This window comes from Leptolyngbya subtilissima AS-A7, from assembly GCF_039962255.1.
GTDB lineage: Bacteria > Cyanobacteriota > Cyanobacteriia > Phormidesmidales > Phormidesmidaceae > Nodosilinea.
The window spans coordinates 314275-339575 of the sequence record NZ_JAMPKY010000004.1; the positions used below are offsets into that span (position 1 = coordinate 314275).

The 25301-nt window shown below is 56.6% G+C and carries 25 protein-coding genes; 13 read left to right on the top strand and 12 right to left on the bottom strand.

The features are described 5' to 3' along the window. Positions 1-295 precede the first annotated feature (295 nt). Positions 296-595 (top strand): ferredoxin, encoded by a 300-nt coding sequence (locus tag NC979_RS11075; RefSeq protein ID WP_035992149.1) that lies wholly within the window; start codon positions 296-298, stop codon positions 593-595. Positions 596-720: 125 nt separating this feature from the next. Here NC979_RS11075 and NC979_RS11080 read toward each other — a convergent pair whose 3' ends face one another. From NC979_RS11080 to NC979_RS11090, 3 genes are all read right to left on the bottom strand, one after another. Then, positions 721-1230, bottom strand: a complete 510-nt coding sequence (locus NC979_RS11080) for an inorganic diphosphatase (protein WP_190520611.1) — start codon at positions 1228-1230, stop codon at positions 721-723. 248 nt (positions 1231-1478) lie between these two features. Continuing rightward, on the bottom strand, positions 1479-1667 hold the full coding sequence (locus NC979_RS11085) for a TLTLP motif-containing protein (protein WP_190520614.1): 189 nt from the start codon (positions 1665-1667) through the stop codon (positions 1479-1481). Positions 1668-2255: 588 nt separating this feature from the next. Further along, on the bottom strand, positions 2256-2672 hold the full coding sequence (locus NC979_RS11090; RefSeq protein ID WP_242021595.1) for a resolvase: 417 nt from the start codon (positions 2670-2672) through the stop codon (positions 2256-2258). Positions 2673-2809: 137 nt separating this feature from the next. Between NC979_RS11090 and NC979_RS11095 the strand changes: the two genes are divergently transcribed. Beyond that, on the top strand, positions 2810-4765 hold the full coding sequence (locus tag NC979_RS11095; protein ID WP_190520615.1) for an FAD-dependent oxidoreductase: 1956 nt from the start codon (positions 2810-2812) through the stop codon (positions 4763-4765). Positions 4766-4867: 102 nt separating this feature from the next. Here NC979_RS11095 and NC979_RS11100 read toward each other — a convergent pair whose 3' ends face one another. Continuing rightward, entirely contained in the window at positions 4868-5344 is a 477-nt protein-coding gene (locus NC979_RS11100) for a hypothetical protein (protein ID WP_190520617.1), read from the bottom strand. A gap of 111 nt (positions 5345-5455) precedes the next feature. Then, positions 5456-6031, bottom strand: coding sequence for a hypothetical protein (locus tag NC979_RS11105; RefSeq protein WP_190520619.1), 576 nt, complete (start codon positions 6029-6031; stop codon positions 5456-5458). A 442-nt stretch (positions 6032-6473) separates the two neighbouring features. Between NC979_RS11105 and NC979_RS11110 the strand changes: the two genes are divergently transcribed. Together NC979_RS11110 and NC979_RS11115 are read left to right on the top strand one after the other, a co-directional pair. Further along, complete coding sequence (locus tag NC979_RS11110; protein WP_190520621.1) at positions 6474-7652, top strand: histidine kinase; 1179 nt, start codon at positions 6474-6476, stop codon at positions 7650-7652. A 74-nt stretch (positions 7653-7726) separates the two neighbouring features. Then, a complete protein-coding gene (locus tag NC979_RS11115; protein ID WP_190520622.1) occupies positions 7727-8638 on the top strand; it encodes a YihY/virulence factor BrkB family protein in 912 nt (303 codons plus the stop codon). Between the two features lie 162 nt (positions 8639-8800). Here NC979_RS11115 and NC979_RS11120 read toward each other — a convergent pair whose 3' ends face one another. After that, a complete protein-coding gene (locus tag NC979_RS11120) occupies positions 8801-8929 on the bottom strand; it encodes a hypothetical protein (protein WP_255524838.1) in 129 nt (42 codons plus the stop codon). A gap of 357 nt (positions 8930-9286) precedes the next feature. On the opposite strand from NC979_RS11120, the gene NC979_RS11125 reads away from it, so the two are divergent. Further along, positions 9287-9874, top strand: coding sequence for an SRPBCC family protein (locus tag NC979_RS11125; protein ID WP_190520626.1), 588 nt, complete (start codon positions 9287-9289; stop codon positions 9872-9874). Between the two features lie 174 nt (positions 9875-10048). Here NC979_RS11125 and NC979_RS11130 read toward each other — a convergent pair whose 3' ends face one another. Continuing rightward, a complete protein-coding gene (locus NC979_RS11130) occupies positions 10049-10240 on the bottom strand; it encodes a hypothetical protein (protein WP_190520628.1) in 192 nt (63 codons plus the stop codon). A 165-nt stretch (positions 10241-10405) separates the two neighbouring features. Here NC979_RS11130 and NC979_RS11135 point away from each other — a divergent pair, with 165 nt between their 5' ends. Continuing rightward, on the top strand, positions 10406-11071 hold the full coding sequence (locus NC979_RS11135) for a class I SAM-dependent methyltransferase (RefSeq protein WP_190520629.1): 666 nt from the start codon (positions 10406-10408) through the stop codon (positions 11069-11071). A gap of 115 nt (positions 11072-11186) precedes the next feature. Here NC979_RS11135 and mnmE read toward each other — a convergent pair whose 3' ends face one another. Then, entirely contained in the window at positions 11187-12602 is a 1416-nt protein-coding gene (gene mnmE / locus NC979_RS11140; protein WP_190520630.1) for a tRNA uridine-5-carboxymethylaminomethyl(34) synthesis GTPase MnmE, read from the bottom strand. A gap of 245 nt (positions 12603-12847) precedes the next feature. Here mnmE and NC979_RS11145 point away from each other — a divergent pair, with 245 nt between their 5' ends. Then, positions 12848-13420, top strand: a complete 573-nt coding sequence (locus NC979_RS11145; RefSeq protein ID WP_242024069.1) for a DUF2062 domain-containing protein — start codon at positions 12848-12850, stop codon at positions 13418-13420. On the opposite strand, the gene dapB is transcribed toward NC979_RS11145, so the two are convergent. Both dapB and ilvN read right to left on the bottom strand, forming a co-directional pair. Next, positions 13391-14215 (bottom strand): 4-hydroxy-tetrahydrodipicolinate reductase, encoded by an 825-nt coding sequence (gene dapB, locus NC979_RS11150; RefSeq protein ID WP_190520632.1) that lies wholly within the window; start codon positions 14213-14215, stop codon positions 13391-13393. The genes NC979_RS11145 and dapB overlap by 30 nt on opposite strands. 126 nt (positions 14216-14341) lie before the next feature. Then, entirely contained in the window at positions 14342-14914 is a 573-nt protein-coding gene (ilvN, locus tag NC979_RS11155) for an acetolactate synthase small subunit (RefSeq protein ID WP_199289820.1), read from the bottom strand. Positions 14915-15289: 375 nt separating this feature from the next. Between ilvN and NC979_RS11160 the strand changes: the two genes are divergently transcribed. The 5 genes from NC979_RS11160 to rpmB all read left to right on the top strand — a co-directional run bounded on the left by NC979_RS11160 (position 15290) and on the right by rpmB (position 22168). After that, positions 15290-18295 (top strand): HEAT repeat domain-containing protein, encoded by a 3006-nt coding sequence (locus NC979_RS11160; RefSeq protein WP_190520634.1) that lies wholly within the window; start codon positions 15290-15292, stop codon positions 18293-18295. 52 nt (positions 18296-18347) lie between these two features. Continuing rightward, complete coding sequence (locus NC979_RS11165; RefSeq protein ID WP_084173493.1) at positions 18348-18878, top strand: Crp/Fnr family transcriptional regulator; 531 nt, start codon at positions 18348-18350, stop codon at positions 18876-18878. A gap of 296 nt (positions 18879-19174) precedes the next feature. Beyond that, positions 19175-19765, top strand: a complete 591-nt coding sequence (locus tag NC979_RS11170; RefSeq protein WP_190520636.1) for a LemA family protein — start codon at positions 19175-19177, stop codon at positions 19763-19765. 2 nt (positions 19766-19767) lie between these two features. After that, positions 19768-21702, top strand: coding sequence for a M48 family metallopeptidase (locus tag NC979_RS11175; protein WP_190520639.1), 1935 nt, complete (start codon positions 19768-19770; stop codon positions 21700-21702). Positions 21703-21931: 229 nt separating this feature from the next. Beyond that, entirely contained in the window at positions 21932-22168 is a 237-nt protein-coding gene (rpmB, locus tag NC979_RS11180; RefSeq protein WP_190520641.1) for a 50S ribosomal protein L28, read from the top strand. A gap of 16 nt (positions 22169-22184) precedes the next feature. Here rpmB and NC979_RS11185 read toward each other — a convergent pair whose 3' ends face one another. Next, entirely contained in the window at positions 22185-23036 is an 852-nt protein-coding gene (locus NC979_RS11185) for a PEP-CTERM sorting domain-containing protein (RefSeq protein ID WP_190520643.1), read from the bottom strand. A 341-nt stretch (positions 23037-23377) separates the two neighbouring features. Between NC979_RS11185 and map the strand changes: the two genes are divergently transcribed. Then, the gene (gene map / locus NC979_RS11190) at positions 23378-24232 is read left to right on the top strand and encodes a type I methionyl aminopeptidase (protein WP_190520644.1); all 855 of its coding nucleotides are present in this window, start codon (positions 23378-23380) and stop codon (positions 24230-24232) included. Here map and NC979_RS11195 read toward each other — a convergent pair. After that, positions 24229-25221, bottom strand: coding sequence for an energy transducer TonB (locus tag NC979_RS11195; protein ID WP_190520646.1), 993 nt, complete (start codon positions 25219-25221; stop codon positions 24229-24231). The genes map and NC979_RS11195 overlap by 4 nt on opposite strands. Positions 25222-25301: the final 80 nt, after the last annotated feature.

A 25301-nucleotide genomic window follows, 5' to 3' on the forward strand; every position in this document is an offset into this window, starting at 1 on the left:
CTGCCCTACTTTTTGTGAACAGTTATTAGAAAAGCTATGCGCGTTTGATCGGGCGATCGCCACTGTCTGACGTTTGGGATCCTAACAGGGTATAAGCAAATCAACCCATTACTTATCGGTTTGATTACGAATCCCGTTCAACCAGGGGCGAAAAAGGCAAGACAGGCTTCAGGTTTTCCCGTAGTATCAAAGTTGTGTTAGGTCTGCTCAGAGCAAATCCTGGAAACCTTATCCGAAGGGTGTTCTGTAGCCTAAAGATCGATCTGCAATCTGTATTTGACGAGAGGATAGCACCATGGCAACCTACAAGGTTACGTTGATTAACGAGGCTGAAGGGCTCAACCAAACCATCGACGTCGATGACGATACTTACATTCTTGACGCTGCTGAAGAGCAGGGTCTAGACCTGCCCTACTCCTGCCGGGCTGGAGCTTGCTCCACCTGTGCTGGCAAAATCACCGCTGGCACCGTTGATCAATCTGATCAGTCCTTCCTGGATGATGACCAGATTGGCGCTGGGTACGTGTTGACCTGCGTTGCCTACCCCACCTCCGACTGCACCATCTTGACCCACCAAGAAGAAGAACTCTACTAGGTCTGAAGTGCCTAGCCTCGCGCGGCGGGGTTAGGCCTCCAAAGGGTTTTCCTAATTAAAGAGGGATGCTTCGTCGACGAAGCATCCCTCTTTTGTGTAATTGGTACTCTAGGCGGGTCGGAGGGTTACTTCGCCGCCGCGATACACTGCTCTACCAGAGCAGACACCTTATCGACATTCTGCCAGCCGAGAATTTCGGTCACCTTCTTCTCCAGATTTTTGTAGGAGCGGAAGAATTCAGCGATTTCGTCGAGGCGGTGGGGAGCCACATCGTCCAGCGATTTGACGCTGGTGTAGCGGGGATCGGCAGCGGGCACGCAGAGAATTTTCTCGTCGCGATCGCCGCCGTCAATCATCTCCAGCATGCCGATGGGCCGCGCTGCTATCACACAGCCGGGGAAAGTGGGCTCATCCATCAGCACCATGCCGTCGAGGGGGTCGCCATCGTCAGCTAGGGTATTGGGCACAAAGCCGTAGTCGTAGGGATATTTCACCGACGAAAATAATACCCGGTCGAGAATAAACGCGTTTAAGTCTTTATCAAACTCGTACTTGTTTTTGCTGCCGCCGGTAATCTCCACCAGCACGTTGATCAATCCAGGCTCAGGCTGAGCTGGAATACGAGATAGGTCCACAACACTACTCCAATCAATAAAAAGCTGAATGTACAGGACAGAAGAAGGCTCAAGCCTCCCCAGCGCACTGCTAAGTACGGTCGCCAGGCTTCCGCAAATGCCCTTCCGACATAGTATTTTACGGGGCAGTGGCCCCTTTTCCGCATGGTTTAGCCTACCGACCCCAAACAAATCAGCGGCTTTAACGGGAGCGACTCCCCTGCGTGAACGCCCCAACAGTGCGTCCTAACTATGCTCTGGGCATTGCCCTAGCGCCCCGCTGAGGCTGGTACCGAGAAGGTCGGGGGCTGTTCTAGTTCTGCCGTCGCCGCTGAAAAATGGGCGACTACAAACAGTGGCAGAGTTAGGGTTAGTACCGCAATTAAAACGCCCAACACGTTAGATGAAGGACTAGGAGGTTCCCCCGCAGGGGTATCCGGTTGACTGACAGAATCCATACAGTGAAATAACAGAATTCAACAAGGGATACAAATCTGAGGTCGAGGCCAAGGCCTAGAAAGCTCAGACCGTCCCATATATCCAACCCTCGTAGGTAGACTCGGTTGAGACTACCACCGGCGTGTACTCATCTTGGATGAGAGTATCGACGATCTCGAAGTGGAAAACGGTTCCATCGAAACTATATGCAAGGTTATAGCAATCGATCCATGACATTGATCACTCCAAAGGCTTAACCTTTGGCCAAACCAAGCCCACAGGTTTAAACCAATTCTGAATCTAGCATTCCCGACGGTTGAGGGAAATTACGGATATCCCTCTGAGGGTAGAGAGAGGGATGGGGGGATGAGGAGGGTAGGGGAGGTAAGGAGGACGAAGGCCAGGAGGTTAGAGGGTTTGAGTCAACAATGTAACGTTTTTGAAGAGGGGTCCAGATTGGGGAGAGCGTCCTACTTTTTATATAGATTTCATAGATAGGAACAGAAAACTTGAGCATTTGGTTATGACTTTAAGTTTTTAGACAACGCCAATTTACATAAATCCTAAATATTGAGCATTAAATTCAAAGGTTTAGCTGAACTAACCCCTTACTCCCCACTCCCCCGCTCCTCCAACAGCAGCCGAATCGCTCGCAGTTCCTGCAACATCTGCCGCATTAGGTCATGGGTCAACGTCTCCTCCGGAGGCTGCACTTGAATGGTGGGGTGCAGGCCCAGCACTTCTTCAGCGAAGCGGCGCACTTCCTGGGGGCGAAACTCGAGGGGATCGTCTTTGTCGCGGCGCACCTCAGGATTGAGCTTAGCTTTGTCGTAGGGGGGGTTGAGAGTTGCGGAATCGGTGTTGGCGTAGCGGTATACCGAAGCCCGCGATCGGTTGAGGTACTTTTGCACCGCGTCTACCGACAGCAGCGCCCCAGTGTCTTCGGCGGTTCCCGTCCATCCGTAGGCTGAAGCAGAGCTGGCACCGTCAGCAGAGTTGGAGACAAAGGGCGAATCGGGGATCATAGGGCAGAACGTAGCGGATCTGTGGCTACTGTATCAGGTTCATCCTGGTCTGGATTGCCTGTAACAGAGCATGCCAAGGGCGATCGCTGGTGGGAAAGGTGTGCTAAAACCTTGGCAGCGTTAACCAGGATTTAGGTGTGAAGGGCGATCGCAGGCAAACTCAGCGGCGAATCTGGCGACGGTGGCGGCATTTGCCAGGGCTGGCCGCTCTTATGTTTGGGGCGGGGGCGATCGCCGGGCTTACCGCATCGCGCTGGTCGCCCACTCCAGCACCGGGGGCTGGGGGCGACATTACCCCTGCCCTGCGGCTGCAGGGCATACCGCAGCCCATTGTGTTCAACGGTCGCCCGCGCATCGATCCGATGCCCCAATTCAAAGAGGTTTGGGAATGTCAGGTGGTGGTGGTGGGCGGTTCCCTCGGTGGAGTCGCCGCCGCTGGCCACGCTATGGCCAGCGGTGCCACTACCTGCCTAATCGAAGTTGCCCCTTGGTTGGGGGGACAGATTAGCTCCCAGGGTGTCTCTGCCCTTGATGAGTCGCTGCGCATGCGCCAGGCTAACAATCTGTCGCCCAGCTGGCAGCGGTTCCGACAGATTATTAAGCAGCAGGTGGTCAACTTACCAGCCTGGAGCCCAGGCGGTAGCCCGCGATCGGTGGCCGACATCAACAGCTGTTGGGTGGGCACCCTGTGCTTTCCGCCCCAGGCTGGGGCCAAAGCCGCCGAACAGTTTTTAGCCGACACTAACCCCGGCGCCCCAGCGAGCCGCTGGGCTGCGATGACAGCGTTCAAGGGGGCTGAGTTTGACGCCACGGGCCGCCGCATCACCGCAGTATACGGAGTACGGCGCATTCCTAAAGACCCTAGCTATCGGCCTATGGGGCGACTGTCGGCAGAGCTGGCAGACTGGTACAGCTGGTCGCCCACCGCCGAGTTTGAGCGAGTGCCCGTCAAGCTACAGCCGCCTCCCGGCCAGTCAATGATTGTGATTGACGCCACCGACACTGGCGAACTGGTGGCCTGGGCTAAGGTGCCCTATCGCGTGGGGTCCGAATCAAAGGCAACCACAGGGGAACCCAACGCCGCCGCCTTTGACAACCCTGACTGTACCCAGGCCTTTACCTACCCTTTTGCTCTCGGCATTCACAATGATGGGGGCGACAGTCTGGCCGCTCTGGCACGGCTTCAGCCCACCTACGGCATCCATGAGCACCAAGCCTCGTTTAATTTGGAGGGATTTCCGTTTTTTGCGGGCAAGAGCGTCTTTCATTACCGGCGCATCGTCAGCCAAAACCGGGGCAACCCCTACGTCGGCTCTCCCGTCGCTGGCGATATTTCTATGATCAACTGGAACCAGGGCAATGACTGGAACTGGATGGATCCACCGCTACTGCTCAAAGCCGCTGAGCTGGAGGCCGCTGGCCAGCACCAGAACTGGATGGGAGGCCTATCATCGTCAGCGCTGAAATTTGGCGAAGAGAACGCGCTGATGTTTGCTCGCTGGCTGCTTGAAACCCAGTCTGGCCCCAGCTATCCTCTAGCCTACCTCTACGGGGCTGATGGCCCTATGGGCACGCTGTCGGGCCTCAGCATGGTGCCCTACTTTCGCGAGGGGCGGCGGATTGTGGGCCGCGCCGCCTATGGCCAAGATGAGTTTATGATTCGCGAAAACGATCTGCGCTACGGTTTCCCCGGTCAGCGCGACTTTAGCCCTACCACTGTTGGGTTAACTCACTATGCAATCGATATCCACGGCTGCCGCTACCGCAACTGGCTGCCCTCAGGAGAAGCCGTTGCTGCTCCGGCCCAGGAACCTCGAGTCAAGCCTGTGCAGCTTCCGTTAGAAAGTTTAATTCCCCAAGGGGTCGACAATTTGCTGATGGGCGGTAAGGCCCTGGCGGCCACCCATATCGCTAGCGCCTCAACCCGCATCCATTACGGCGAGTGGCAGGTGGGAGCCGCCGCCGGGGTCACCGCAGGCTGGTTGGTGTCACCTGGCGCACCCGTCAATGACCCAGCTGACGTGATCCCTAGCGGTTCTATAGGATCGCTACAGGAGGTGATGCGGTTGCAAGGGCTGAAGACCCATTGGTAAACGATGGACTCAGGTATACGTCACGGCCTGTACAGGCTATGCCGCTTGAGTTGAGCTGCGATTGCCCCATCAATCTCCTAAAGACTCAGAACTAGCGATGCTCTAGAAGCAGTCTGGCTCAGAAGTAGTTGGAGAAGCGTTAAACAAGGCAAACACCTGCCGACAGCAACGCCTTAGCCGTTCGCGACAGGTGGGATCGGGAGTAACCTCGCCCGAAAATGCCCAGTTGTCGATAGTAGATAGGCTCCAGCGCTTGCCGCGGTGGTCAAACCCGGCAAGGTCAAGACCAATCACCCGGCATTTTTCCTGGGGCGACAGGTTTTGGTTGGCATCATTTTCAAAATCGCTGTGTAAGCGAATCTGCACCAGCAAACTGCGGCACTGAAACAACCGACTCACCCCAGGAAAATGGAACCCCACATCGATGGAGTCAGGGTCGACTAGGTCACGGGTGTCAGGGTCATTGGCCCAGGGCTTAAGGTCGGCTCGCAGATCGGGAAACTCGGTCTTGAAGAGACCCACTACGGCGGCAATTTTGCTGGCAAACTCAATGCTGCTGGCCTGTTCTGCTGCGTTCACGCGACCTACAACGATAATAGGGGAGCTTTAAGCATAAACTAGCGCTCCCCTTTCAACAGTTAACTGGGTAACGGCTGAACCAACTTTGGACAACTTCAACCTAGCTCGCAGTTACTGAGCTGAGCTGACAACCCCACTGCACATTTCGATCATGCGGTGGTCGTTTTCGCTCAGGTCGCCAATGGCGTGGAAACCATCGAGACCAAAGGGAACTAGCTCACCAGAGGCATTGCTAGACGCTACCGCTGAATCTCCAACCATGGCAAGGCTGTAGGGGTAGGTGTCGGCTTGGTCGTAGCTGTTAATGACAGTCATGGCGATCTCAGTACCCTGTACCTGACCTTCAAAGCAGTCGAAGGACGAGCTGGGGTAGTACAGCGCGCCATAAACGCGATTGCCCGTGCGCTCTAGCACCACATAGCCTTGACCAATTTGATCAGGCTCGGGAACTTGGCCAAATAGATAGCGCTCGCCCACGGGCTCTGCAGCCGTCTGAGCAACCGCTAGTGCCTCGGGGGAGATGTGACTATCTACAGTTTGAGCTTGAGCGGCAGTACCTAATGCCGCAACAGTAGCTGCACCTAACAACACGTAGGATAAAGAGCGGCGATCGCAACTCCGGCCCTGGCCTGCAACTCGGTTTACCAGGGAAGAAAATAGGGTGGATTGAAACGTTTTGATACCCATTTTATTGCCCCCTTTTGTTTAATCTTTATAAATAGCTAATCGATCATTGAGAAAACTCAGTTCTCGCTTTAGCTCAAAGCTTCAATGCGCCGCTCCATGCCCCTTTCGGGTTCTGTGACTTGAACTCAATGTAGTAGACCTCAGCAACCAGATTTTCACCCTAACGGCGAACCGTAACAACTCTTGTTAGTGGTGGTCATTTGTTTGCAATTGGTCCAATTTAGCTATGAGTTTCGCCATTCGCCGAGGAGCGATCGCGCTACACACAACTTGTCTTGCCACTGGGTATAGTTTCGGGCCAATTCCTCAATTAAACATCTGCCGATGGGCCAGCTTGGCAACTGGTCAGAATTGGTAGAGGTCCTCAGTTAGGCTGTAGAGACTTGAGAGTCAGGGTAAAATCGTAGGTAGAAACCGGTTTTCAGACTTGCAGGAGACAGCAATGGAGGGTTCCTCCACTTCCTTTGATGACATTCGAGTGCCCCTCAAACTGCTGTTATTTATTGACAAGCGGCCCAGCCTGGCTCGGCAAATGCGCCAGATTAAGCAGTATCTGAAAACCCTAGAGACTCATTTTGAGTTCAACCTCGATGTGGTTGACATCGGTGAACAGCCCTACCTCGCCGAGCACTACAAGCTGGTCGCCAGCCCTGCGCTGATCAAAATTTCCCCAGCACCCCAGCAGATGCTGGCTGGTAGCGACATTATCAATCAGCTAGAACGCTGGTGGCCTAAGTGGCAGCAAGAGCATCTCGATACCCTCAATTCGCTGGGAGTGGAGGCCGAAACAGCCCTACCAGCCGACCCCTTGGCACAGCAAGCCGATCTCTTGACCACCTCTGCCGAACTCATAAAACTCTCCGATGAGATTTTTCGGCTCAACCAGACCCGTGAAGAACTAGAGGCCCAGCTGCGCTTCAAAGATCGCATCATCGCCATGATGGCCCACGACCTGCGCAATCCCCTCACTGCCGCCTCCATTGCGGTTGAAACCCTGGAGTTGGGCTACGCCCCTAATCAAACCCGCAACATCACTTTGAGCCCTGAGCTCACAGGCCAGCTGCTAAAACACGCCAAGACTCAAATTCGAGCCATCAATCGGATGATTACCGATATTCTTAAGGCGGCTCGGGGGGCCTCTATGGAGCTTCAAATTGTGCCTCAGGAGCTCAACCTGCCTGCACTGTGTATGGAGGTGGTGGATGCTTTTCAAAACCGGCTTCAGGAAAAGCAGCAAAGTTTAACCACCGAAATTCCTCAAGATCTGCCCACGGTCTATGCCGACGGTGCTCAGGTCAAGCGCGTAGTCACCAACCTGCTTGACAACGCCATTAAATACACGCCTCAGGGGGGACAGGTCTCGATTATTGCGCTACATCGCACCACCCAAAAGGTACAGGTGGCTGTGGTAGATACCGGTCCTGGAATTCCGCCCGAAAACCGCGACAAAATTTTTGAGGAAAGCTACCGCCTCCAGCGTGACGTTACTCAGGATGGCTACGGGCTAGGGCTGGCTCTCTGCCAACGAATTGTGCGCGCTCACTACGGTCAAATTTGGGTTGACTCGGCCTCTGGGGCGGGCAGCTCTTTTTTCTTTACCCTGCCGGTCTATCGAGCCTAGATTGAATTGACCGATCGCCTGCCGCTAACTTCCTACGCGCCCTAAACACGGAGGCCTATGGCAAGATAGGGGCCATGATGAAGCGGTTTTTGCATTATCTAAGCCCTGCCCTCTGGGGCAGAACTCTTTCCCTCTACGGCAGCGGGAAACTCTGGCGTGAGGTGCGGCAACAGGCCGCCCGATCGCGCTGGGCGGAGGTCACCGCTGCGATCGCATTTCTCTGGCTGCTGGGCCTACTGGGATTCAGTTTTGTGCTGCTCCACAGCGAGCAAAGTCTATTGCTTCCCCTCGGTGCGCTGGCCCACGGCCTCAAAACCATGCTGGGGATGGCTGCTACCTCACCCACCCCTGCTCCTGGGCTCTGGGGTTTAGGTCTGGTTGGGTTGGGGGCTTGGCTTTGTCTAGTTGCCGGCACTCAAAAGCTGATGCAGCTGGTGGCAGTGGCCGCGGGCAGTAGTCTCACCCCCCTGGCTCGCTGGCGCGACCGACTGCTGCCCTGGGGAATCACTTTACTAGGTCTAGGAGTAGCGGGGCTAGTGTTTAGCTTAGTAGGCAGTACGGCCGACGCGGCAGCGGTTGCTAGCCGATGGAATGCCTTAACTTGGCTAGGGCGTTGGCTGTTAGCTGTTGGGGTTGAGGTCGCTGGTCTGGCGTTGGTATATAAACTTGTCCCGCAGCGCAGGCTACCCGGTCTAGGGCTATGGCCTGGCGTCAAGGTCGTCTTAGTCCTGGGTTTAGGGATTTTGGGGCTGCGGCACTGGGGACTAAGCTGGCTGAACCAACAGGCGATCGCCTACGACCTCCTATTAGTGCTTGGTCTCAACCTGGGGACGCTGTATGGGCTGATTCTGCTGGTGCCGGTAGGAGCTCAGGTCAACCTCAGCGTTCTGCGCCATCGGGGATTCGTTCATCGCCCTCGGGAGCGGTCTATACCCACACCGCCGCTACCATCTTTCGATTCCTTTAAAATCAAGCGTCGGAATTGAGCCATACCGATTCCGATGGGGGTGTGCCAGTTTGTTGGGAGAGCTGGACGTAATTTTTCGAGCTCCAGGCCTTTCGTTTATCTGTATTTTGATGCTTTGATTGCCAAATCTTTTCAGGCTTATATAAAGAGCCATGCGATCGCTACAACGCGCTGCTAGCCACTAACGAATTCGCTGAAGGCTGCTGACAATGCCTAGACCAAAGCACAGCAAAATTAGTAGCCAGATCACCAGACCCGGCAGAAAAGCCAGCAGCGACAGGCCCCGTAAAACCCATACAATGGCGGTCACGCCTAAGGCTGCTAAAAAGAGTTTAGTTAGAGGTTGTAGTGGGTAGCGACGACGGCCCATGGCGGCAATGTCTCCGTTTGTAAAGCTATGACTAGGCTACGGGGGAATACTGAGGGGCATTGGTAAAAGCCCCGTAATGATACTACCGTCCCCCCTACGCTACAAAACTGTCTGACCTTTAATAGGAAAGCAAGCGATACAGCGCTAGCATGGGCCAGATGCCGCAGCCCTTATTAGGGTAGCGGGCAGGACCGGGGTTTGCGATCGCTCCGGGTCAGACAGCCACCGACAGCCTATGCAGGCGCTCACAGGCTGTTGATATCAACACCAGATCGCATCGTTAGGAGGAATAGAGCAATGGTTACTAGCAAAGCTCAAGGTATCCACGAGGTCAGGCAGGATGGGTTTCTCGCCCAGTTTTCTCCCAGTGACCAAGTGGCGCTGCTTCGGGGAGACGTATTGCTCCAGTCGCCAATCGGCAATACCAGCGGCGCTGTCACCGCTCACATGTACGTGCCTTTAGCGCGCCCTCAGATTTGGCCTCAGGTAACCAACTACAGCTGCTGGACTCAATATTTTCCTAACATTGTGCACAGCGAAGTTCTAGAGACCGTAAAAACCGCCACCCAGCGCTATCGCCGTCTCTACCAAGTGGGACGCAAGGGGTTTATGCTGCTGACGGCCCAAGTCGAAATTTACCTTAAGGTAGTTGAAACGGCCTGCGAAGCTATTCAGTTTCGCCTAGAGCAGGGCACCTTTTCCCATTTCGCGGCGGATCTGCACCTGCAAGATTTTAACCAGGGCACTTTGCTGACCTACTCGGTGCAAGCCGCGCCGACGATTCCGGTACCAACATTTTTAATTGAGCAGGCAATTAAAACCGACCTACCGGGCAACATGCGGCAAATGAGACGGGTGCTATGTGCCCGCTACGGGGTGGCGTGAGCAGCAGTGGCGCAGAGATAGGGGGGAAGTTTGCGATCGCAGTAAATCTATCCTAAAAACCACCGCCTAAAACCTGCGGAATGGACATGACCTTCGCTTGCCGAGAGGTCGCGTCAGGGATTATTGCTCTCTAGCAAAATCCTGTGTCTGCCCAATGGGTTAAAGCTTGGTCTGCTAGCGGTAGCGCTCCACAAAGGATCGCCCGGCCGACATGGCTGCACTGCTGGTGGTGTAGAAAGTGCCGTCACTGAGCACATCCAGGTCAGGCTTCACAATCCAGCACTGGTAGCCTCGGTCTTTGTTGTGGCTGACGCCAATAATCCAGCCGGTCATGGCTGAAACTTGCACGACCGAATCCGCGTCCATCGCAGTATCCTCCCGTGGGCCTAGGACCTATCCCAACGTGAGGGCGAGGGCCAGAGCTGTGCGGTGCTATGGTAAATCAGATTGCGACCTGGGTTAACAAAACCCCTGACTTTCTTCTCAATTTCTCAGGTCGATGCTGTACTTTTGCGCCCCTGCCTAGTTGCTATGAGCAATCAAACTCTGCCCCTCGACGATCGCCTCTACCGCTACTTGATTGATCACTCGGTACATGAACCCGAAGTGCTCGTTGCTCTGCGCCAGGAAACCGCTCAGCACCCCATGGCCCAGATGCAGATTGCCCCCGAGCAGGGGCAGTTTATGGCGCTGCTAGTGCAGCTTTTGGGGGTAACCAAGGCGCTAGAAGTCGGCGTTTTTACGGGCTATAGCGCTCTGCGAGTGGCGCTGGCGATGCCTCCGGAAGGCAAGCTGGTGGCCTGTGATGTGAGTGAGGAGTACACAGCGATCGCCCGCCGCTACTGGGAAAAAGCTGGGGTCGCCCACAAAATTGACCTGCGCATTGCCCCCGCCACCGAAACTCTAGATCAGCTTATTCAAGCGGGCGAAACCAACAGCTTTGACTTTGCCTTTATCGACGCCGACAAAAGCGGCTACCCCACCTACTACGAGCAGGTGCTCCAGCTGGTGCGCCCCGGCGGCCTCATTGCACTGGACAATGTGCTGTGGTCGGGCCAGGTAGCCGACCCCGCTGTGCAGGACAGCCGCACTAACACCCTGCGCCGCCTCAATGAGGCGATCCACAACGATAATCGCGTCGTCGCCAGCTTAGTTCCCATCGCCGATGGTCTGACCCTGGCGATGAAAAGGCGGTAGGGCTTAATCCCGCAGGACTCGCTTGGGAAGCGTAGCTAACGCATTGAGCCAGGAGTAGCTGAGCGTAGGGACGACCGTGATAGCTATAACAGAATAATTCCTCAAGGTTACGGAATTACTTGCCAATGCAGAACCGGCTGAAGATTTCATCCAGCATAGATTCGGTAATTTCATCGCCGGTAATGCTACCTAGGGCCGCGATCGCAGTCCTTAAATCAATCGTCCAAAAATCTAGTGGTAGCTGATTCTCAATGGTTTGCTGCACCTGATGGAGCGCATTGCGGGCCGCAGTCAAGGCGGCTCCCTGGCGCTGGTTAATGGTGAACTCTAAATTGGATGTAGTGAGCTGGTCGGCGTGGATCGCGTTGAGAATTGCGCGTTCTAGGGCATCAATGCCCTGTTGCTGGGCTGCAGCGGTATGGACCACAGGCAAGTTCCCCGGAAAAACGAGATCTGTCACAACATCGGCAGTGACTAGATCTACTTTGTTAACAACCAGAATTAGAGAAGTTTTCTGTACCGACTCGTAGAGCTGTTGGTCGGCGCCCGTCCACCCGGCGGCAGCGTCGATGGTAAGCAGCACTAGATCTGCGCCCTGGGCCACCTGGCGCGATCGCGCAATACCCATTTGTTCTACTGGGTCGCTGGCCTCGCGAATGCCCGCCGTATCCAACACCTGAATGGGGATACCGCCCACCACTAGCTGCGACTCCACCACATCGCGGGTGGTGCCGGGCAGGTCGGTGACAATGGCACGATCGCAGCGGCTCCAGGCATTGAGCAGACTTGACTTGCCCACGTTGGGACGACCCACAATCGCTACCTTGAGCCCAGTACGCAGCAGTTCTCCCGATTCTGCTGTGGCCAGTATGCGCTCGATCTCTGCCAGCACGGCGGTTAACTGCGATCGCACCGTCTTCTCATCTAGCGGCGGCAGGTCGTCTTCAAAGTCGATGCGGGCCTCTACCTCGGCTAGCACGTCGAGGCAGGTCGAGCGCAGCTGGCAAATGGGCTGGGTGAGCTTGCCCTGCACTCCGGCCAGGGCTGTCTTCGCCGCCAGATTTGACTGGGCCGCCACCAGATCGGCTACCCCCTCTGCCTGAGTGAGATCGAGCCGCCCATTCAGAAACGCCCGCAGGGTAAATTCGCCCGGTTCTGCCAGCCTGGCCCCTTGGCTCAGACAGAGTTGGAGCACCTGCTGCACCGCCATCAACCCGCCGTGGCAGTGAAACTCCACCACATCCTCGCGGGTATAAGAACGAGGGGCCAGCATGAGCAGCAGCAGCGCTTCATCCACTGGCTGCCGAGTGCTGGGGTCGCGCACCTGGCCATAGAGAATGCGGTGGCTTTCCCAGGGTTGTTTGCCGGGGGCATGGAATAGTTCGCGGGCGATCGCCACGGCCTTTGCTCCAGACAGCCGCACAATGCCGACGCTGCCCTGCTGGGGGGCAATGGCAGTAGCGATCGCCGCGATTGTCTCGCCCTGAACTGTTGAGGGTAACGCCCTTTGCTGAGCGGCAGCGCCATTCATAGCATCTATCCTGCAAGGTGAAGTGATGTTGAAGCCTGGGGCGAGTCTGATAAAGCGCCGATCTACTGGGTAGAATAGAAAAGAATCTTTACGTGCCTCTAAGATTCTACCGCTGAGTTTTTCTGCTTACTAAGGGGTAGCCTACCAAGCCTTGAGGAATGGCTACCCACCTGACCGTTGAGCTGTCCCTATCTTTTTCTTCCCCTGGGTTCTTGGGGAATTTAGCCTCTGGTATACCCCCGTCTATGATCACTACGCCTACAACCGAATCGACCCCCGACCCCAAACCCGTGATGCGAAAAACGACTCAACCACAGTGGCGGCGGCAGCTCCGCTATCTATACCTGCGGTTTTTGCGGCTCCAGGGCACTTCCGAACAGCTGGCTCGGGGTATGGCCTCGGGAATATTTTCTGGCTGCTTTCCTCTATTTGGCTTTCAAATCCTCATTGGGGTGGCCGTAGCTACGGTGCTAAAGGGCAACCGCATGATGGCGGCAGCGGCCACCTGGATCAGCAACCCCTTCACCTACGTGCCTATTTTCGCTTTTAACTATCAGGTGGGGCTGTGGCTTCTGGGGGGCAGTGCCACCCAGGCTTTTGATGACCTCGACACCCTCAAAAGCTGGATGGATATGGGCACTGAAGTGTCGGCGCGGCTGATGTTGGGCAGCACAGTAGTGGGTTTAGTGGCGGGAGTGGCAAGCTATTTTGTGGGTCTGCCGCTGATTCAACGGGTGCGATCGCGCCAGAACGTCCGGCAGCAGCGCCAGCTAGCAAACCCCTCTGGGTTAGAGAACCTTGTCCAGCCCGTAGATTAGCGATTTTAAGGCGATTACTCGGCGAATACAGAGCAGCACACCGGGCATAAAACTGGCGCGATCGCTGGTGTCGTGGCGCAGAGTGTAGAGCTGCCCTGGGGAGCCAAACAAGATTTCCTGGTGGGCAATCAGCCCCGGCAGCCGCACGCTGTGGATGTTGATGCCCTCGGGAGTCGTGCCACCTCGGGCTCCGGGGATAGTCTCAGTTTCTTTAACCAACGGAGTGTTGAAGGTTTTTTGGGCCTCCGCCAGCATTTGGGCGGTCTGTACGGCAGTGCCGCTGGGGGCATCGGCCTTTTGGTTGTGGTGCAGCTCAATGATCTCAACATGGTCGAAGTACTGAGCGGCCTGCTGAGCGGCCTGCTGCATCAGCACCACCCCAATGGAAAAGTTGGGCACGATTAGGCAGCCAGTGCTGGCTTTGTCGGCAAACTCTGCCAGGTCGCGAATTTGCGCGTTGCTCAGGCCGGTGGTGCCAACGACAGGACGCACTCCGTAGGCGATCGCTGCCCGCACCGACTCATACACGCTATCGGGATGCGAGAGGTCAACCATCACCGCCAAGCCCTCGCTCTGAGCGGCAACCAGGGTTGCCTCCAGGTCATTCATGATCGGCACTTCTAGGGGCTTGTAACCAATTACTTCGCCAATGTCTTGGCCCATCAGCTCAGGATTTCTGCCGATCGCCCCCACCAGAGTGATGTCTGGGGCTTGATCAATAGCTTTGATGACCTCGCGGCCCATTTTGCCGTAGGCTCCGTTGACCACGACGGGAATAGCTGATTGGGTAGACATAGGAATTCGTTTGGCGAACAAGGGAACTAGCCGGTCAGCGAGTCTGACGGTCAATAAGCTACCAGTCATGAAGTTTTTAACGCTTCAACCTGCCGGCAGCTCAACCTTCAGACCCGCCTTACTTCACTACTGAAACTTTCGTTCCAAAGACTTGAGATACTCAGTGTTGACTCCCGACTCGCGGGGCAGAGAGATTTTGCCGGTGCGAGCAATTTCGCGAATGCCGAAGCGGTTGAGCACCTGCACGATCGCTACCATCTTGCCGGGGTCGCCCACCACCTCTAGGGTGAGAGAGTCTTCAGACACATCTACCACCCGCGCCCGAAAGATTTGGGCAAACTCAATGATCTCAGAGCGGCTGGTACTGGTCGCATTGACCTTGAGCAGCATCAGTTCCCGTTCAACGCAGGGCGTATCGGTGACATCATTGACCTTGAGCACGTTGATCAACTTGTAGAGCTGCTTGGTGAGCTGCTCAATTACCGCATCGTCGCCGGGCACCACCATGGTGATGCGAGAGATGCCTGAGGTTTCGGCCGGCCCCACCGCCAAGCTCTCAATGTTGAACCCGCGCCGGGCAAACAGACCGGCGATGCGGCTCAGCACCCCAGCCTCGTCTTCAACCAGTACAGAGAGGGTGTGTTTGATGGCCTGCTGAGGAGCCACAGCCGAACTGGGGAGAATAGAAGGGTTAACCATAGGGCCTGGGGATGTAAAAGGTTTCAGCACCAGCGCTGATTCGCGAGACTTTCAAAACTAACAAACCTCAATACTATCCCGAAAATCCCTGCCTTAAAAACATCCCTCCTGCACCTATCCACCCTTTCTCCTAACAAAACGCTGAGCTTCCTCACCCTTTTCTCTTTAGAGACGTTTTGCATAGGCGATCGCCTGGCTGAGAGGCAAACAACGCCGTTGCTCCTTTAGTGCCGATAATGCAAACAGGCACTGGCTCCCTCCGCCCATCTCATCCTTACATCTCTATTTAGCTTGGCTTCACAAACCCCCAAAGCCCGCCTACATCCCCCAGATTGGGTATCCTTGAGGCACTAGCCTACCGTCACTGCATTTGGCATGAGCTTATCTGGCCCCGCTAAAGAGATTCAGTCCCTAAAGGGGCGCTTTCTCGACCTGATCAACTTGCGCCCTGGGGAAGAAGAGCGCACGCTGCTCATGTTTGCCTTTTACACCGCCACCTCCATGGGCATTTTGTGGCTAGAGGTAAGTTCGGCAGCGTTATTTTTGGATGCCTATGGGGCAGCCAGTCTGCCGTGGATCTATATCTTTAGCGCTGGGGTGGGGCTAGGGCTAAGCGTGGTCTATTCCTGGCTACAGCGGTTGTTTCCGCTGCGCCGGGTAATTGTAATTATCGCCATGCTGATGGCCGTGCCAATTTTGGGGTTTCGCTGGGGGCTAACGGTGCCCTTGTTGGCAGCCCCCATGGTGTTTTCGATGCGGCTGTGGATTGAGGCTATCTATGGGCTTAACGACCTCAACCTATCAGTGACCGCCAACCAGCTGTTCAATATTCGCGAAATCAAGCGGGCGTATCCGATCATCAGCAGCGGCAACCTGGTGGCTGATGTCATTAGTGGTTTTTCGGTATACCTGCTGCTCAAGCTGATTGGGCTGCAAAACGTTATGCTGCTTGCTTTTGTGGTGATGGTGGCGGGGGCGGCTATTTTGTACCACCTCAGCCGCAGCTACGAGCACGCCTTTCCCGATTCACCCCGCCGTCAAGCAGAAGACGCTGAGTCAGTGGAGAGCTTCCGATCGCGTCAGCGGCTCCAGGGGCCAATCCAGCAGTACGTGGTGCTGCTGTTTTCGTTTTTTGTGTTGGCCCAGATGCTGCTGTTCTCCATTGAGTTTCAGTTCTTCAACCAGCTAGAAACCAGCCTCGATGTCGATGCGATCGCGGTCTTTTTGGGCTTCTTTAGCGGCCTGCTGGGGCTGATTGAGCTGTTCACCCAGTGGTTTACCTCCAGCCGATTGATCGAGCGGGAGGGGGTGTTTAAGGTGGCCCTGGTGCTGCCCTCGGTGATTGTAGCGATTGGCGTGACTACGCTGGTGGGCAGCTACCCTCTGCGGCTAGGCTTGGTGGTCATGTTTATCGGGCTGATCGTGCTGAAATTTTTTGATGAGTGGCTACGGTATACGTTGGTAGCTACCACACGCCCGATTCTGTTTCAGCCGATTCCTGACCAGGTGCGCAGCACGGTGCAGTCGTGGGTGGGTGGGATTGCTGAGCCGCTGGCGATGGGGGGCACGGGGGTGGCCATTTTGGTCACCATCGCCGTTTGCAATCGCGTTGGGCTGGTGGATACCCTAGTGCAGGCGCGGCTGTTTTTGCTGAGCACAGTGGTGGCGGCGCTGGTGTGGTTTGCGATTATGGTGATGCTGCGATCGCGCTACCTCAACCTGCTGGTGCGGGGAGCCGAGCGCGGCCTGCTGACCTTCTCTGACGCCAACCTGCGGGTGCTGAAGCGCGCCTTTATTGAACAGCTCGAAAAGCCTGGATTGGACGCCAACAAGCGATCGTGCATTGAGCTGCTAAGCCACATTGACCCCAAAAACGTGGGCGAGATCTTGGCGCCTCGCCTGGCCGAGTTACCTCCGGCCCTCCAACGCCAGAGCCTGGAAGCGATGCTGGAGTATCCCAACCCCGCCTACACCGTCCAGGTGCAGGAAATGCTAGAGGTGCCCAACCAGGCTCCCGAAATTTTGGCCCTGGCCCTGCGCTACGTGTGGCTGGCTCAGGAGCGCTTTGACATCAACGATCTGCGCCCCTACCTGCCGCCGGAGGTGGATGCGGTAGTGCGGGGCACGGCGGCCTCTCTCATGCTGCGGCGGGGCAACCTACAGGAGCGGGCCGAGGCCACCGCCACCCTGCGCAAAATGCTGGTGCACGACGAAGAGCGGGAGCGGGTAATGGGCTGCCGCGCCCTGGGTGAGGCCGACTATATGGAATCACTCAGCATTTATATTGACGATCTGCTGCAAGACTCCTCGCTGCGGGTGCGGCGGGCGATTTTGGAGGCGATCGCCGCTACCCAATACAAAAAATATTACCCCTCGCTGCTTAAGGCGCTCCAATACAAGTCAACCCGCGAAGCCGCTGTTACCGCCCTCACCCGCCTGGGCAACGAGGCTCTGCCCATGCTGCAAGAACTGGCCCTCGACAGCTACCGTCCCGAAATTCTGCGCAACCAGGCTTGGCAGGTAATTGGCAACATTGGCACCGTACCTGCCCTGGAATTTTTAATTCAAAACCTAGTCACCACCTGGGGCAGCACCCGCCGCCATATTCTGCGGATTTTGCTCAGCTTGTACCAGGAGTCTGGGGTGAAGCGATCGGCTCTGATCGACGAGGCGTTGGATCGCATGCTGGGCCGCAGCGGCATCGAAGAGCTGCTGAATACGGAGCTGGCCTTTGCCGGGCAGATGCTGGCTGCCAAGGTCGATTTGGCACCCAGCCGGGTTGAGGGGATTGAGGCTGACCTGCTGCGCAAGGCCCTCGACGGGCTGCAGGCCGATGCCACCGAGCGGCTATTTATGCTGCTGCGGTTTGTGTCGCCCGCCACTGCCATTCAAGCGGCCCAGGTAAGCCTCAGCGGGTCGGCTGCCCAATGGGCCAGGGGCATCGAAATTCTCGATAACGTGGTGGATGTGGCCAACAAACGGTCGATTCTGATCTTGCTCGATCGCCGTTTAGATGCCGACAAGCTGAAGCTGCTGGCCCTATCTACACCGCTGATAGCCTACGGGCCGATGCCGCCCCGCGATCGCTTGCGTCAGCTGCTCGACTTGCGCAACTTTTTGTCAGACTGGGCGATCGCCTGCTGCTTTCACCTGGCCCGCGTGCAGCGGTGGAATCTCACCGCCGAGCATACTCTGGCTTCGCTTCAGCACCCCACTGGCTTTGTGCGCGAGGCTGTGCTGACCTACTTAGCCGTGGCGTCGCCCCGCGCCCTGCGGGAGCTGCTGCCCCTGATGGAGCAAGACGCCGACCCGCTGGTGCTAGCTCAGGTCAAACAGCTGATCAATACTTATAATCTGGAGCCGAGCCCTTCCGCTAGCTGACGCATCCTGCCCCGTTCCCCCGCCGTCGCCCCCCTAGGTCAAGCAGCCCCGTATGTTAAACAGCGTCGAACGTCTCCTATTTATTCGCAACGTCCCCATGTTCAAGGAGCTGCGGGACGACTTTTTGGTGCGGCTGGCCTCGGTAATGGATGAGGTGTTCTACGACAGCAACTACACCATCATCACCGAAGGCCAGGAGGGGCGATCTATGTACATTGTGGTGTCGGGCCGCGTCAGTGTGCATATCGGCGGTCAGGAAGTAGCCCAGCTCAAAGAAGACGAGTGCTTTGGCGAAATGTCGGTGTTTGATGCCGAGCCGCGATCGGCCTCGGTTACCACCCTAGAGCCCTGCGCCTGCCTGGTGCTTACCCAGCAGCAGCTCTACGACGCCATCGACGAAACCCCCGGTATTGCAGTTAACGTGATTCGCCTGCTCTCGCGCCGCATTCGCGAGCTCAACCAAGACCTCAACCAGGTCAAACAGCAGCTGACGCAGCCTTCACCGTTCCCCCAAACCCGGCCCCAGTGGTATCGGCCGCTGCCATTTCCGCCGTCGGAACCCCTAGCGCGATCGGGCAGTTAGGAGCGAAGACGCTGGGGTGAAAGGTTCAAGGTTTAGGGCTAGAAAAATAATTTTGAGATGTTTCCAGGAAAGAGTGACTTCTGGGCGTCGGATGAGTTTATCGTCAGGCTTCTGTTGAATAGGTGCGCAAACTTTGCCCATTCAACTAGGGAGTGTTCTTGATTCAAAAATCACCTTCACCCTTGAGCCTAAAATCTTCAATTCATCCCTCTTAAACACAATTTTTCTTAACTCTGCGACGCGTCCTTAGGGCCTGGGCAAGCTAACGGTACGATGCCGTTTTTGAGGACTTGCCCATGGGGGTACTGATATTGCTGGTGACTGTCCTACTGATTGGGGCGGTCTTTTTTGTCAATCTCTATAACCGCTTGGTGACTGGGCGCAATCGCTACCAAAATGCCTATGCCCAAATCGATGTGCAGCTGCGCCGCCGCTACGATCTAATTCCTAACCTGGTGGAGAGCGTCAAGGGCTATATGTCCCACGAGAAAGAAACCCTGACGGCGGTCATCAACGCCCGCAACAGTGCTATGAGTGCCAGCCGTCAGGCAGCTCAGGCTCCCGGCGATCCGCAAGCGATGACTCAGCTGGCAGCAGCCGAGGGCATGCTCGACAGCACCCTGGGTCGATTTTTTGCGCTGTCGGAAGCCTACCCCGACCTCAAGGCCAACCAAAATATGGCCCAGCTAATCGAAGAACTGCGCTCCACTGAGAACCGCATCGCCTTTGCTCGCCAGGCGTTTAATGACGCTGTCACCCTCTACAACACCCAGCGGGAGATGTTTCCCGGCAATCTGATCGCGGGCAGCTTTAATTTCAACTCGGCTCAGCTGCTTGAAGAAAGCACTCCCGAAGTCAAAGAAGTCCCCCGCGTATCCTTTAGCTAGTCATGAATTTCTTTGAGCATCAAGACCAGGCCCGCCGCAACACCACCAAGCTGCTGCTGCTGTTTGGGCTATCAATCGCAGTGATGATCGCAGCATTTTATGTCGTTGCGATCGCGGTTCTATCCACCCAAGCCACCTCAGAGCTTGGTGGTTTATCGCTCTGGCAGCCCGGTATCTTGTTTTGGGTGACCAGCGGTACCCTGGCTTTTATGATGGTGGGCAGCTCGACTAAGATGGCCCAGCTCAGCCAGGGGGGCCACAGTCTGGCCAAAGGCTTGGGCGGGCGAGAGCTAAACCCCCTCACCGATGACCCTGATGAGCAGCGGTTGATCAATGTAGTCAGCGAGATGGCACTGGCCTCGGGCACCCCCATCCCCGCTGTGTACTTGCTGGATGACGAGCCGGGCATCAACGCCTTTGCGGCAGGTCACACCGCTGACAAAGCCGTGATTGGAGTGACCCGTGGCTGTCTCGACCAGCTCAACCGCGATGAGCTGCAAGGGGTGATTGGCCACGAGTTTAGCCACATTCTCAACGGCGACATGGGCCTCAACCTCAAGCTAATTGGGGTAATTCACGGTCTGCTGCTGATCTATATTGCTGGGCGGGTGGTGCTGCGCTTGAGCTGCTACTCCGACGGATCGTCGCGCCGATCAAAGGACGACAAAGGGGCAGGGGCGGTGTTGGCAGCGGCTCTGGCCATGGTGGTGATTGGCTACCTGGGGGTGCTGTGCGGACGGTTGATCAAAAGTGCTGTATCGCGGGAGCGAGAGTTTTTAGCCGATGCCTCAGCGGTGCAGTTTACCCGTAACCCTGAGGGTTTGACTGGGGCGCTGCGCAAAATTGGCCAGATTTCGGCGGGGTCAACGATGGTTTCCCCTATGGCCGAAACCACCAGCCACCTACTGTTTGGCGAGGCCAACGGCAACTTGTCGTTCTTGGGGGAGTGGTTTGCCACCCATCCGCCCCTGGGCGAGCGACTGCGACGCCTAGGCCAGGTACCGATCCCCCAGGGAAGTTCTCCCCTGGCCGCCGAGGCATCGGTTAGCTCCCCAGACGAATCGCTGGTGATGGGGCTGCATGGGGGCACAAGTACCGCCGTACAGCAAGGGATTGTTGCGATCGCCTCCCCCGCCCCCAGCCAGTTTATGACCGCCATTGGCACCACCGATGCCCGACGGTTGGAGCAGGTGCGATCGCTGCTAAGCGAGCTACCCGCCGAAGTCAAGGCGGCCCTGCAAAACCCTACTGCTGCTGCCGAGGTAGTTTATGCTCTGCTGGTGCGAACCAAGCCCGCCCTACAAACTCAGCAGCTCGAGTACCTGTCCAACACCTATGGCCCAGATTGCAGGGAACGAGTAGGACAGATTTACAATCGGGTTCGCGCCCTCAAGCCAGGGCAAGATTTGCTGTTGCTAGAGGCGTTAGTTCCTGCCCTCCAGCAGCTCGACTCCGAGGCGGGGCAAAAGTTTGTTCAAACGGCCCAAGCCCTGAGCCAGCCGGGGGGCCGCCTGCTGCTCTCGAACTATCCACTGCAGCTGATTCTGCGTAAACGGTTGTCGAGTCATTCAGCTCAACCTGCGACCATCACCGACATAAACGATCTCTGGAGTGACGCCCTTGTGGTGCTGGCCCTGCTGGCGCGGGTCGGCCACGCTCGCCCAGAGGATGCCATCTACGCTTTCAAGCTGGGTATTTCGCAAATGCCGGGGGCCAAAACGCAGACCTCGCCAAACCAACTGCCGCCGATTAACAGCGCTGATATCAACGCTAGCCTCAGCCGTCTAGAACAAGCTGCCCCCAAACTCAAACAGACCATTGTTGATGCCTGTGCCCATACGGTGCTGGCCGACAACGATGTTACTCCCGCCGAGATGGGGCTGCTGCGGGCGGTGGTGATTACCCTTGACTGCCCGGCCCCACCTTTTCTTACCTAGCACCTGACTGAGCTAGTTGTGGCAGGCTTGAAGAGCTAGGGTTCAAGGTATAAGGTGTAGGGCGGGTCGTGAACCTTGTACCTTCTTGTTGATTCACTGCGCTCAGAAAGCCTATTCGGTCGGCAGTTTCGGCAAAACTCGCTGCATTCTGAAGGTTGATTGCTCCAAGATTTCTGCTACAATTCAAAGTTGCGCTATTGTGCCGTTTGATTACCGTTGGAGAATATTCATGGCTCGTCATTGTCAACTCACCGGGAAGAAGGCCAACAACGCCTTTTCGATCTCTCACTCTCACCGCCGCACTAAGCGCCTGCAAGAGGCCAACCTGCAAGAAAAGCGCGTGTGGTGGCCCCAGGGCAAGCGTTGGGTCAAGCTGCGCCTGTCGACTAAAGCGATCAAAACCCTTCAAACCAAGGGGCTTGAAGCTATGGCCAAGGAAGTTGGCCTCAACCTGAACAAGTGCTAGTTTGGCTTCTGGTCAGCTAATTTCGGCGGCGCAGTAGCGCCAGCCCCGCCGCTACAATACCGATCGCAAAGGCCGTTCCTGGTTCGGGGACGGCCTTTGATGTTGTCTGGCGCTGCACTTCCATCACAAACTTAAACACCACCGATTCGCCGGGGGCCAGAGAGCGGTCAAACTGAACGGCGGCAGTGATATCAGCATCGACTAGGGGGCCGGGGGTATTTTGCAACCCCGTAGCTGGGACATTGTAGAGCTGAGCCAATAGCGGACCGTAGGGACTAATCTGCACTGCCGTTGGGGCCTGGTCGACGCTGAGAGTGGCCCGGGCACCGTTGGCGTCGGTTTGGGTAAGGGTATTGTTTGTAAAAAAAGCGGTGTTGTTGGTGAGCGCGCCGTCAAACTGAAGGTCGTAGTCGACGTACTTAAACAGGCTGACATCAAGCCAGTCGCTACCCGTGTTGGTTAGGGTCACGGTTTCGTGGCGAGCGGCGCGATAGCTGCCTGGGGCACCCCCTAACAGCACAGAATCGAGGGAAAAGGCCAGATTAGTCCCCAAGAAACTCGCGCTGAGGCGATCGGGGCTGGGTTGGCTAAATGCGGTGGGCTGAAAATCTTCGAGCCGCAGCTCCTGGGGGGCAGCTAGGTTGCTGAGGTTGAGAAAGTATAGGTCTGTGAACAGCGTTTCGATGCCGTCAACGAGCCAGGATTGCTCCTCGCTAAAACGCAGCAGATCGGCGCGGTAGGTTGAGTTGCCCTGGGTGAGTTCTAGTAGTCCGGAGGGCAAGGGGTCTGCAGCCGCAGCCAAACTAGGGCTGGCCAGAGCCAGGGCTAAACCCAGACATGGAACGGTAATGGCAGACCAATGTTTCATGAACTGTGATGATAGGGCAATAGGATACAGAGAATTGACTGCGGTAGAAGAAACGAGAAAGCCGATGGGGCGATGGCCCTCTGGACCGGTCTTTAACCATTGCACCATCAGTTAATCCTCACCCAGGTTAGCCGGGCAACCCCATCGCTGGAACCGGTCCCCTAGGTGTATTTACGGAATCCTTAAGCGAACTTTACGGACTTCGTAGAGCCGCCGCTGCTCCTAAGGAACCGAACACTCACCCGCTAGGCCATGACCGACCCCAGCGTAGGCAAAAGCGCTAGTTTCCCCATTACACTGAGTAAGGGGCTGAGGCCTCTAAATTCCGTCACCCATCACCTATGAACTTTTTGGCGAATCTGATTCCCGGTCGAGCTGACCAGGATACCCTGCCCAAGCGCAGCCGTCGGGTGCGGGGGGTAGAGCTGAAGACCGAGGCCGAGCTAGAGATTATGCGCGGAGCCGCCCGCATTGTGGCCACGGTGCTGAAAGAAATCGAGGCCCTGGTGCAGCCGGGGATGACCACCGCCGATCTAGACGCCCATGCCGAGAAGCGGATTCGCGAGCTGGGCGCAACGCCTAGTTTTAAGGGTTACCACGGCTTTCCGGCATCGATCTGTGCTTGTGTCAATGACCAGGTGGTGCACGGCATTCCCCACAAGCGTCAGGTAATTCGTCGGGGTGACCTGCTCAAGGTTGATACGGGGGCTTACTACAATGGCTTCCACGGCGACTCCTGCATCACCATTGCGGTGGGCGAGGTATCGGCACAGGCTCAGCAGTTGATGACGGCAGCGGAAGCAGCTCTCTATGCAGGCATTGCTCAAGTAAAGCCGGGAAATACGCTGCTAGACATCGCGGGAGCAATTGAAGACTGTATCACCAGTTCTGGCTTCACGGTGGTTGAAGATTTTACTGGCCACGGGGTGGGGCGTAACCTGCACGAGGCTCCGTCTGTGTTTAACTTTCGCACCCGTCAGCTGCCCAACATGAAGCTGCTACCAGGGATGACGCTGGCGATCGAGCCGATTTTAAACGCTGGGTCTAAGCAGACCCGCACCTTGAAAGATCAGTGGACGGTGGTGACGGTGGATCGATCGCTGTCAGCCCAGTTTGAGCACACGGTGCTGGTGAGCGAGACCGGCTATGAGATTTTGACCGATCGCAGCTCGATCCCAGTGGCCCTAGCTTCCTAAGGGACTGGATTGGGCTCTAGGCAAGGGCGATCGCCGTAGTCAACGCTGGTGTCGATGGTGAGCACGTAGGCTTTGATGCCTTCGGCCGGCGCAAAGCGGTGGCGCTGAATTTCTTGCAGGGCTTTGCGATCGAGGATGCCGTAGCCCGAGCTGCGCAACAAAGCAGGCTCACCTCGCCAAGACCCGTCGGGGTTCACCACAGCCCCAACGTTGATTTCGCCCGGTGAGTCCGCTAGGCACACTCGCTGGGGATATACCGTAGAAAACTCGGAACGATTGATTTCTGACAATAGATCTGCCTGGCCGGTCTCCTGCCGCAGAGTGCTGACCCAAGTACTCTGGTTCGCGTTGAAGGCGTCATTGGTGACGGCAGCGGCATTAAAGACAAACCGGTTTTGAATAGACTCTGCCGCCCGGTCAACCTTGGCTTGGGGCAGGTTGAGGGTGGACACGTAGGCCAACAGTTGTGGGCCTAGCTCGGCGTCAAACAGGGGTTGAGTGGATGGCGGAGCGGAAGGAGTGGCGGGCGTAGGGGTGACAGCACCCGCAGTCGGTGGGTTGGCAGGTGCGGGTGGGAGTTGAGTGGGCTGAGCACGCGTGGGTGAGGCAGTTTGGGAGCGGGGTTGCGACGGTGGGGTACCTGCTCTAGAGCGGGCTTGGGGGCGGGCCGACCGAACAACAGGATCATTCGCTCGAGCTACAGGTGCCACTGAGGCCGTTGAAGGCCGCTGCAGCGGCGTGGAGGGGGAGGCAATTGCGCCTGCGCCTGTGCCTGCGATCGCGGCTACGTTTGCCTCGCCTGCGGGGGGCACGCGGGTAATGGCCACGCTGTCTTGCTCCGGGTCCGGAGGGGGAACCGGGACATCATCGGTGCCCGTTGGCAGCAGCAGCAGCAGCCCGTGCAGGCCCAGGGATGCTAGCAGCATGGGGGCTAACAGCTTTTGCCACAGGGGCCTAGAACGCTCAGGGGGAGCAAAACGAGTCGTCATACCAAATCTACGAGGAGAACTATGCTACTGGCCTACGCTTTAAACTACCCGTTAACCACCTACTATGCAGCCATAGAACT

What these genes read in the sequence shown, in the direction of transcription:
- rpmB (WP_190520641.1), top strand. Translation starts at nt 21,932, where the DNA reads ATGGCTCGTCATTGTCAACTCACCGGGAAGAAGGCCAACAACGCCTTT.
- NC979_RS11115 (WP_190520622.1), top strand. Translation starts at nt 7,727, where the DNA reads ATGATGAAGCGGTTTTTGCATTATCTAAGCCCTGCCCTCTGGGGCAGA.
- NC979_RS11185 (WP_190520643.1), bottom strand. Translation starts at nt 23,036, where the DNA reads ATGAAACATTGGTCTGCCATTACCGTTCCATGTCTGGGTTTAGCCCTG.
- NC979_RS11090 (WP_242021595.1), bottom strand. Translation starts at nt 2,672, where the DNA reads ATGATCCCCGATTCGCCCTTTGTCTCCAACTCTGCTGACGGTGCCAGC.
- NC979_RS11175 (WP_190520639.1), top strand. Translation starts at nt 19,768, where the DNA reads ATGAATTTCTTTGAGCATCAAGACCAGGCCCGCCGCAACACCACCAAG.
- NC979_RS11165 (WP_084173493.1), top strand. Translation starts at nt 18,348, where the DNA reads ATGTTAAACAGCGTCGAACGTCTCCTATTTATTCGCAACGTCCCCATG.
- map (WP_190520644.1), top strand. Translation starts at nt 23,378, where the DNA reads ATGAACTTTTTGGCGAATCTGATTCCCGGTCGAGCTGACCAGGATACC.
- NC979_RS11125 (WP_190520626.1), top strand. Translation starts at nt 9,287, where the DNA reads ATGGTTACTAGCAAAGCTCAAGGTATCCACGAGGTCAGGCAGGATGGG.
- NC979_RS11075 (WP_035992149.1), top strand. Translation starts at nt 296, where the DNA reads ATGGCAACCTACAAGGTTACGTTGATTAACGAGGCTGAAGGGCTCAAC.
- NC979_RS11110 (WP_190520621.1), top strand. Translation starts at nt 6,474, where the DNA reads ATGGAGGGTTCCTCCACTTCCTTTGATGACATTCGAGTGCCCCTCAAA.
- ilvN (WP_199289820.1), bottom strand. Translation starts at nt 14,914, where the DNA reads ATGGTTAACCCTTCTATTCTCCCCAGTTCGGCTGTGGCTCCTCAGCAG.
- NC979_RS11105 (WP_190520619.1), bottom strand. Translation starts at nt 6,031, where the DNA reads ATGGGTATCAAAACGTTTCAATCCACCCTATTTTCTTCCCTGGTAAAC.
- NC979_RS11170 (WP_190520636.1), top strand. Translation starts at nt 19,175, where the DNA reads ATGGGGGTACTGATATTGCTGGTGACTGTCCTACTGATTGGGGCGGTC.
- NC979_RS11160 (WP_190520634.1), top strand. Translation starts at nt 15,290, where the DNA reads ATGAGCTTATCTGGCCCCGCTAAAGAGATTCAGTCCCTAAAGGGGCGC.
- NC979_RS11085 (WP_190520614.1), bottom strand. Translation starts at nt 1,667, where the DNA reads ATGGATTCTGTCAGTCAACCGGATACCCCTGCGGGGGAACCTCCTAGT.
- NC979_RS11195 (WP_190520646.1), bottom strand. Translation starts at nt 25,221, where the DNA reads ATGACGACTCGTTTTGCTCCCCCTGAGCGTTCTAGGCCCCTGTGGCAA.
- NC979_RS11130 (WP_190520628.1), bottom strand. Translation starts at nt 10,240, where the DNA reads ATGGACGCGGATTCGGTCGTGCAAGTTTCAGCCATGACCGGCTGGATT.
- mnmE (WP_190520630.1), bottom strand. Translation starts at nt 12,602, where the DNA reads ATGAATGGCGCTGCCGCTCAGCAAAGGGCGTTACCCTCAACAGTTCAG.
- NC979_RS11145 (WP_242024069.1), top strand. Translation starts at nt 12,848, where the DNA reads ATGATCACTACGCCTACAACCGAATCGACCCCCGACCCCAAACCCGTG.
- NC979_RS11135 (WP_190520629.1), top strand. Translation starts at nt 10,406, where the DNA reads ATGAGCAATCAAACTCTGCCCCTCGACGATCGCCTCTACCGCTACTTG.
- dapB (WP_190520632.1), bottom strand. Translation starts at nt 14,215, where the DNA reads ATGTCTACCCAATCAGCTATTCCCGTCGTGGTCAACGGAGCCTACGGC.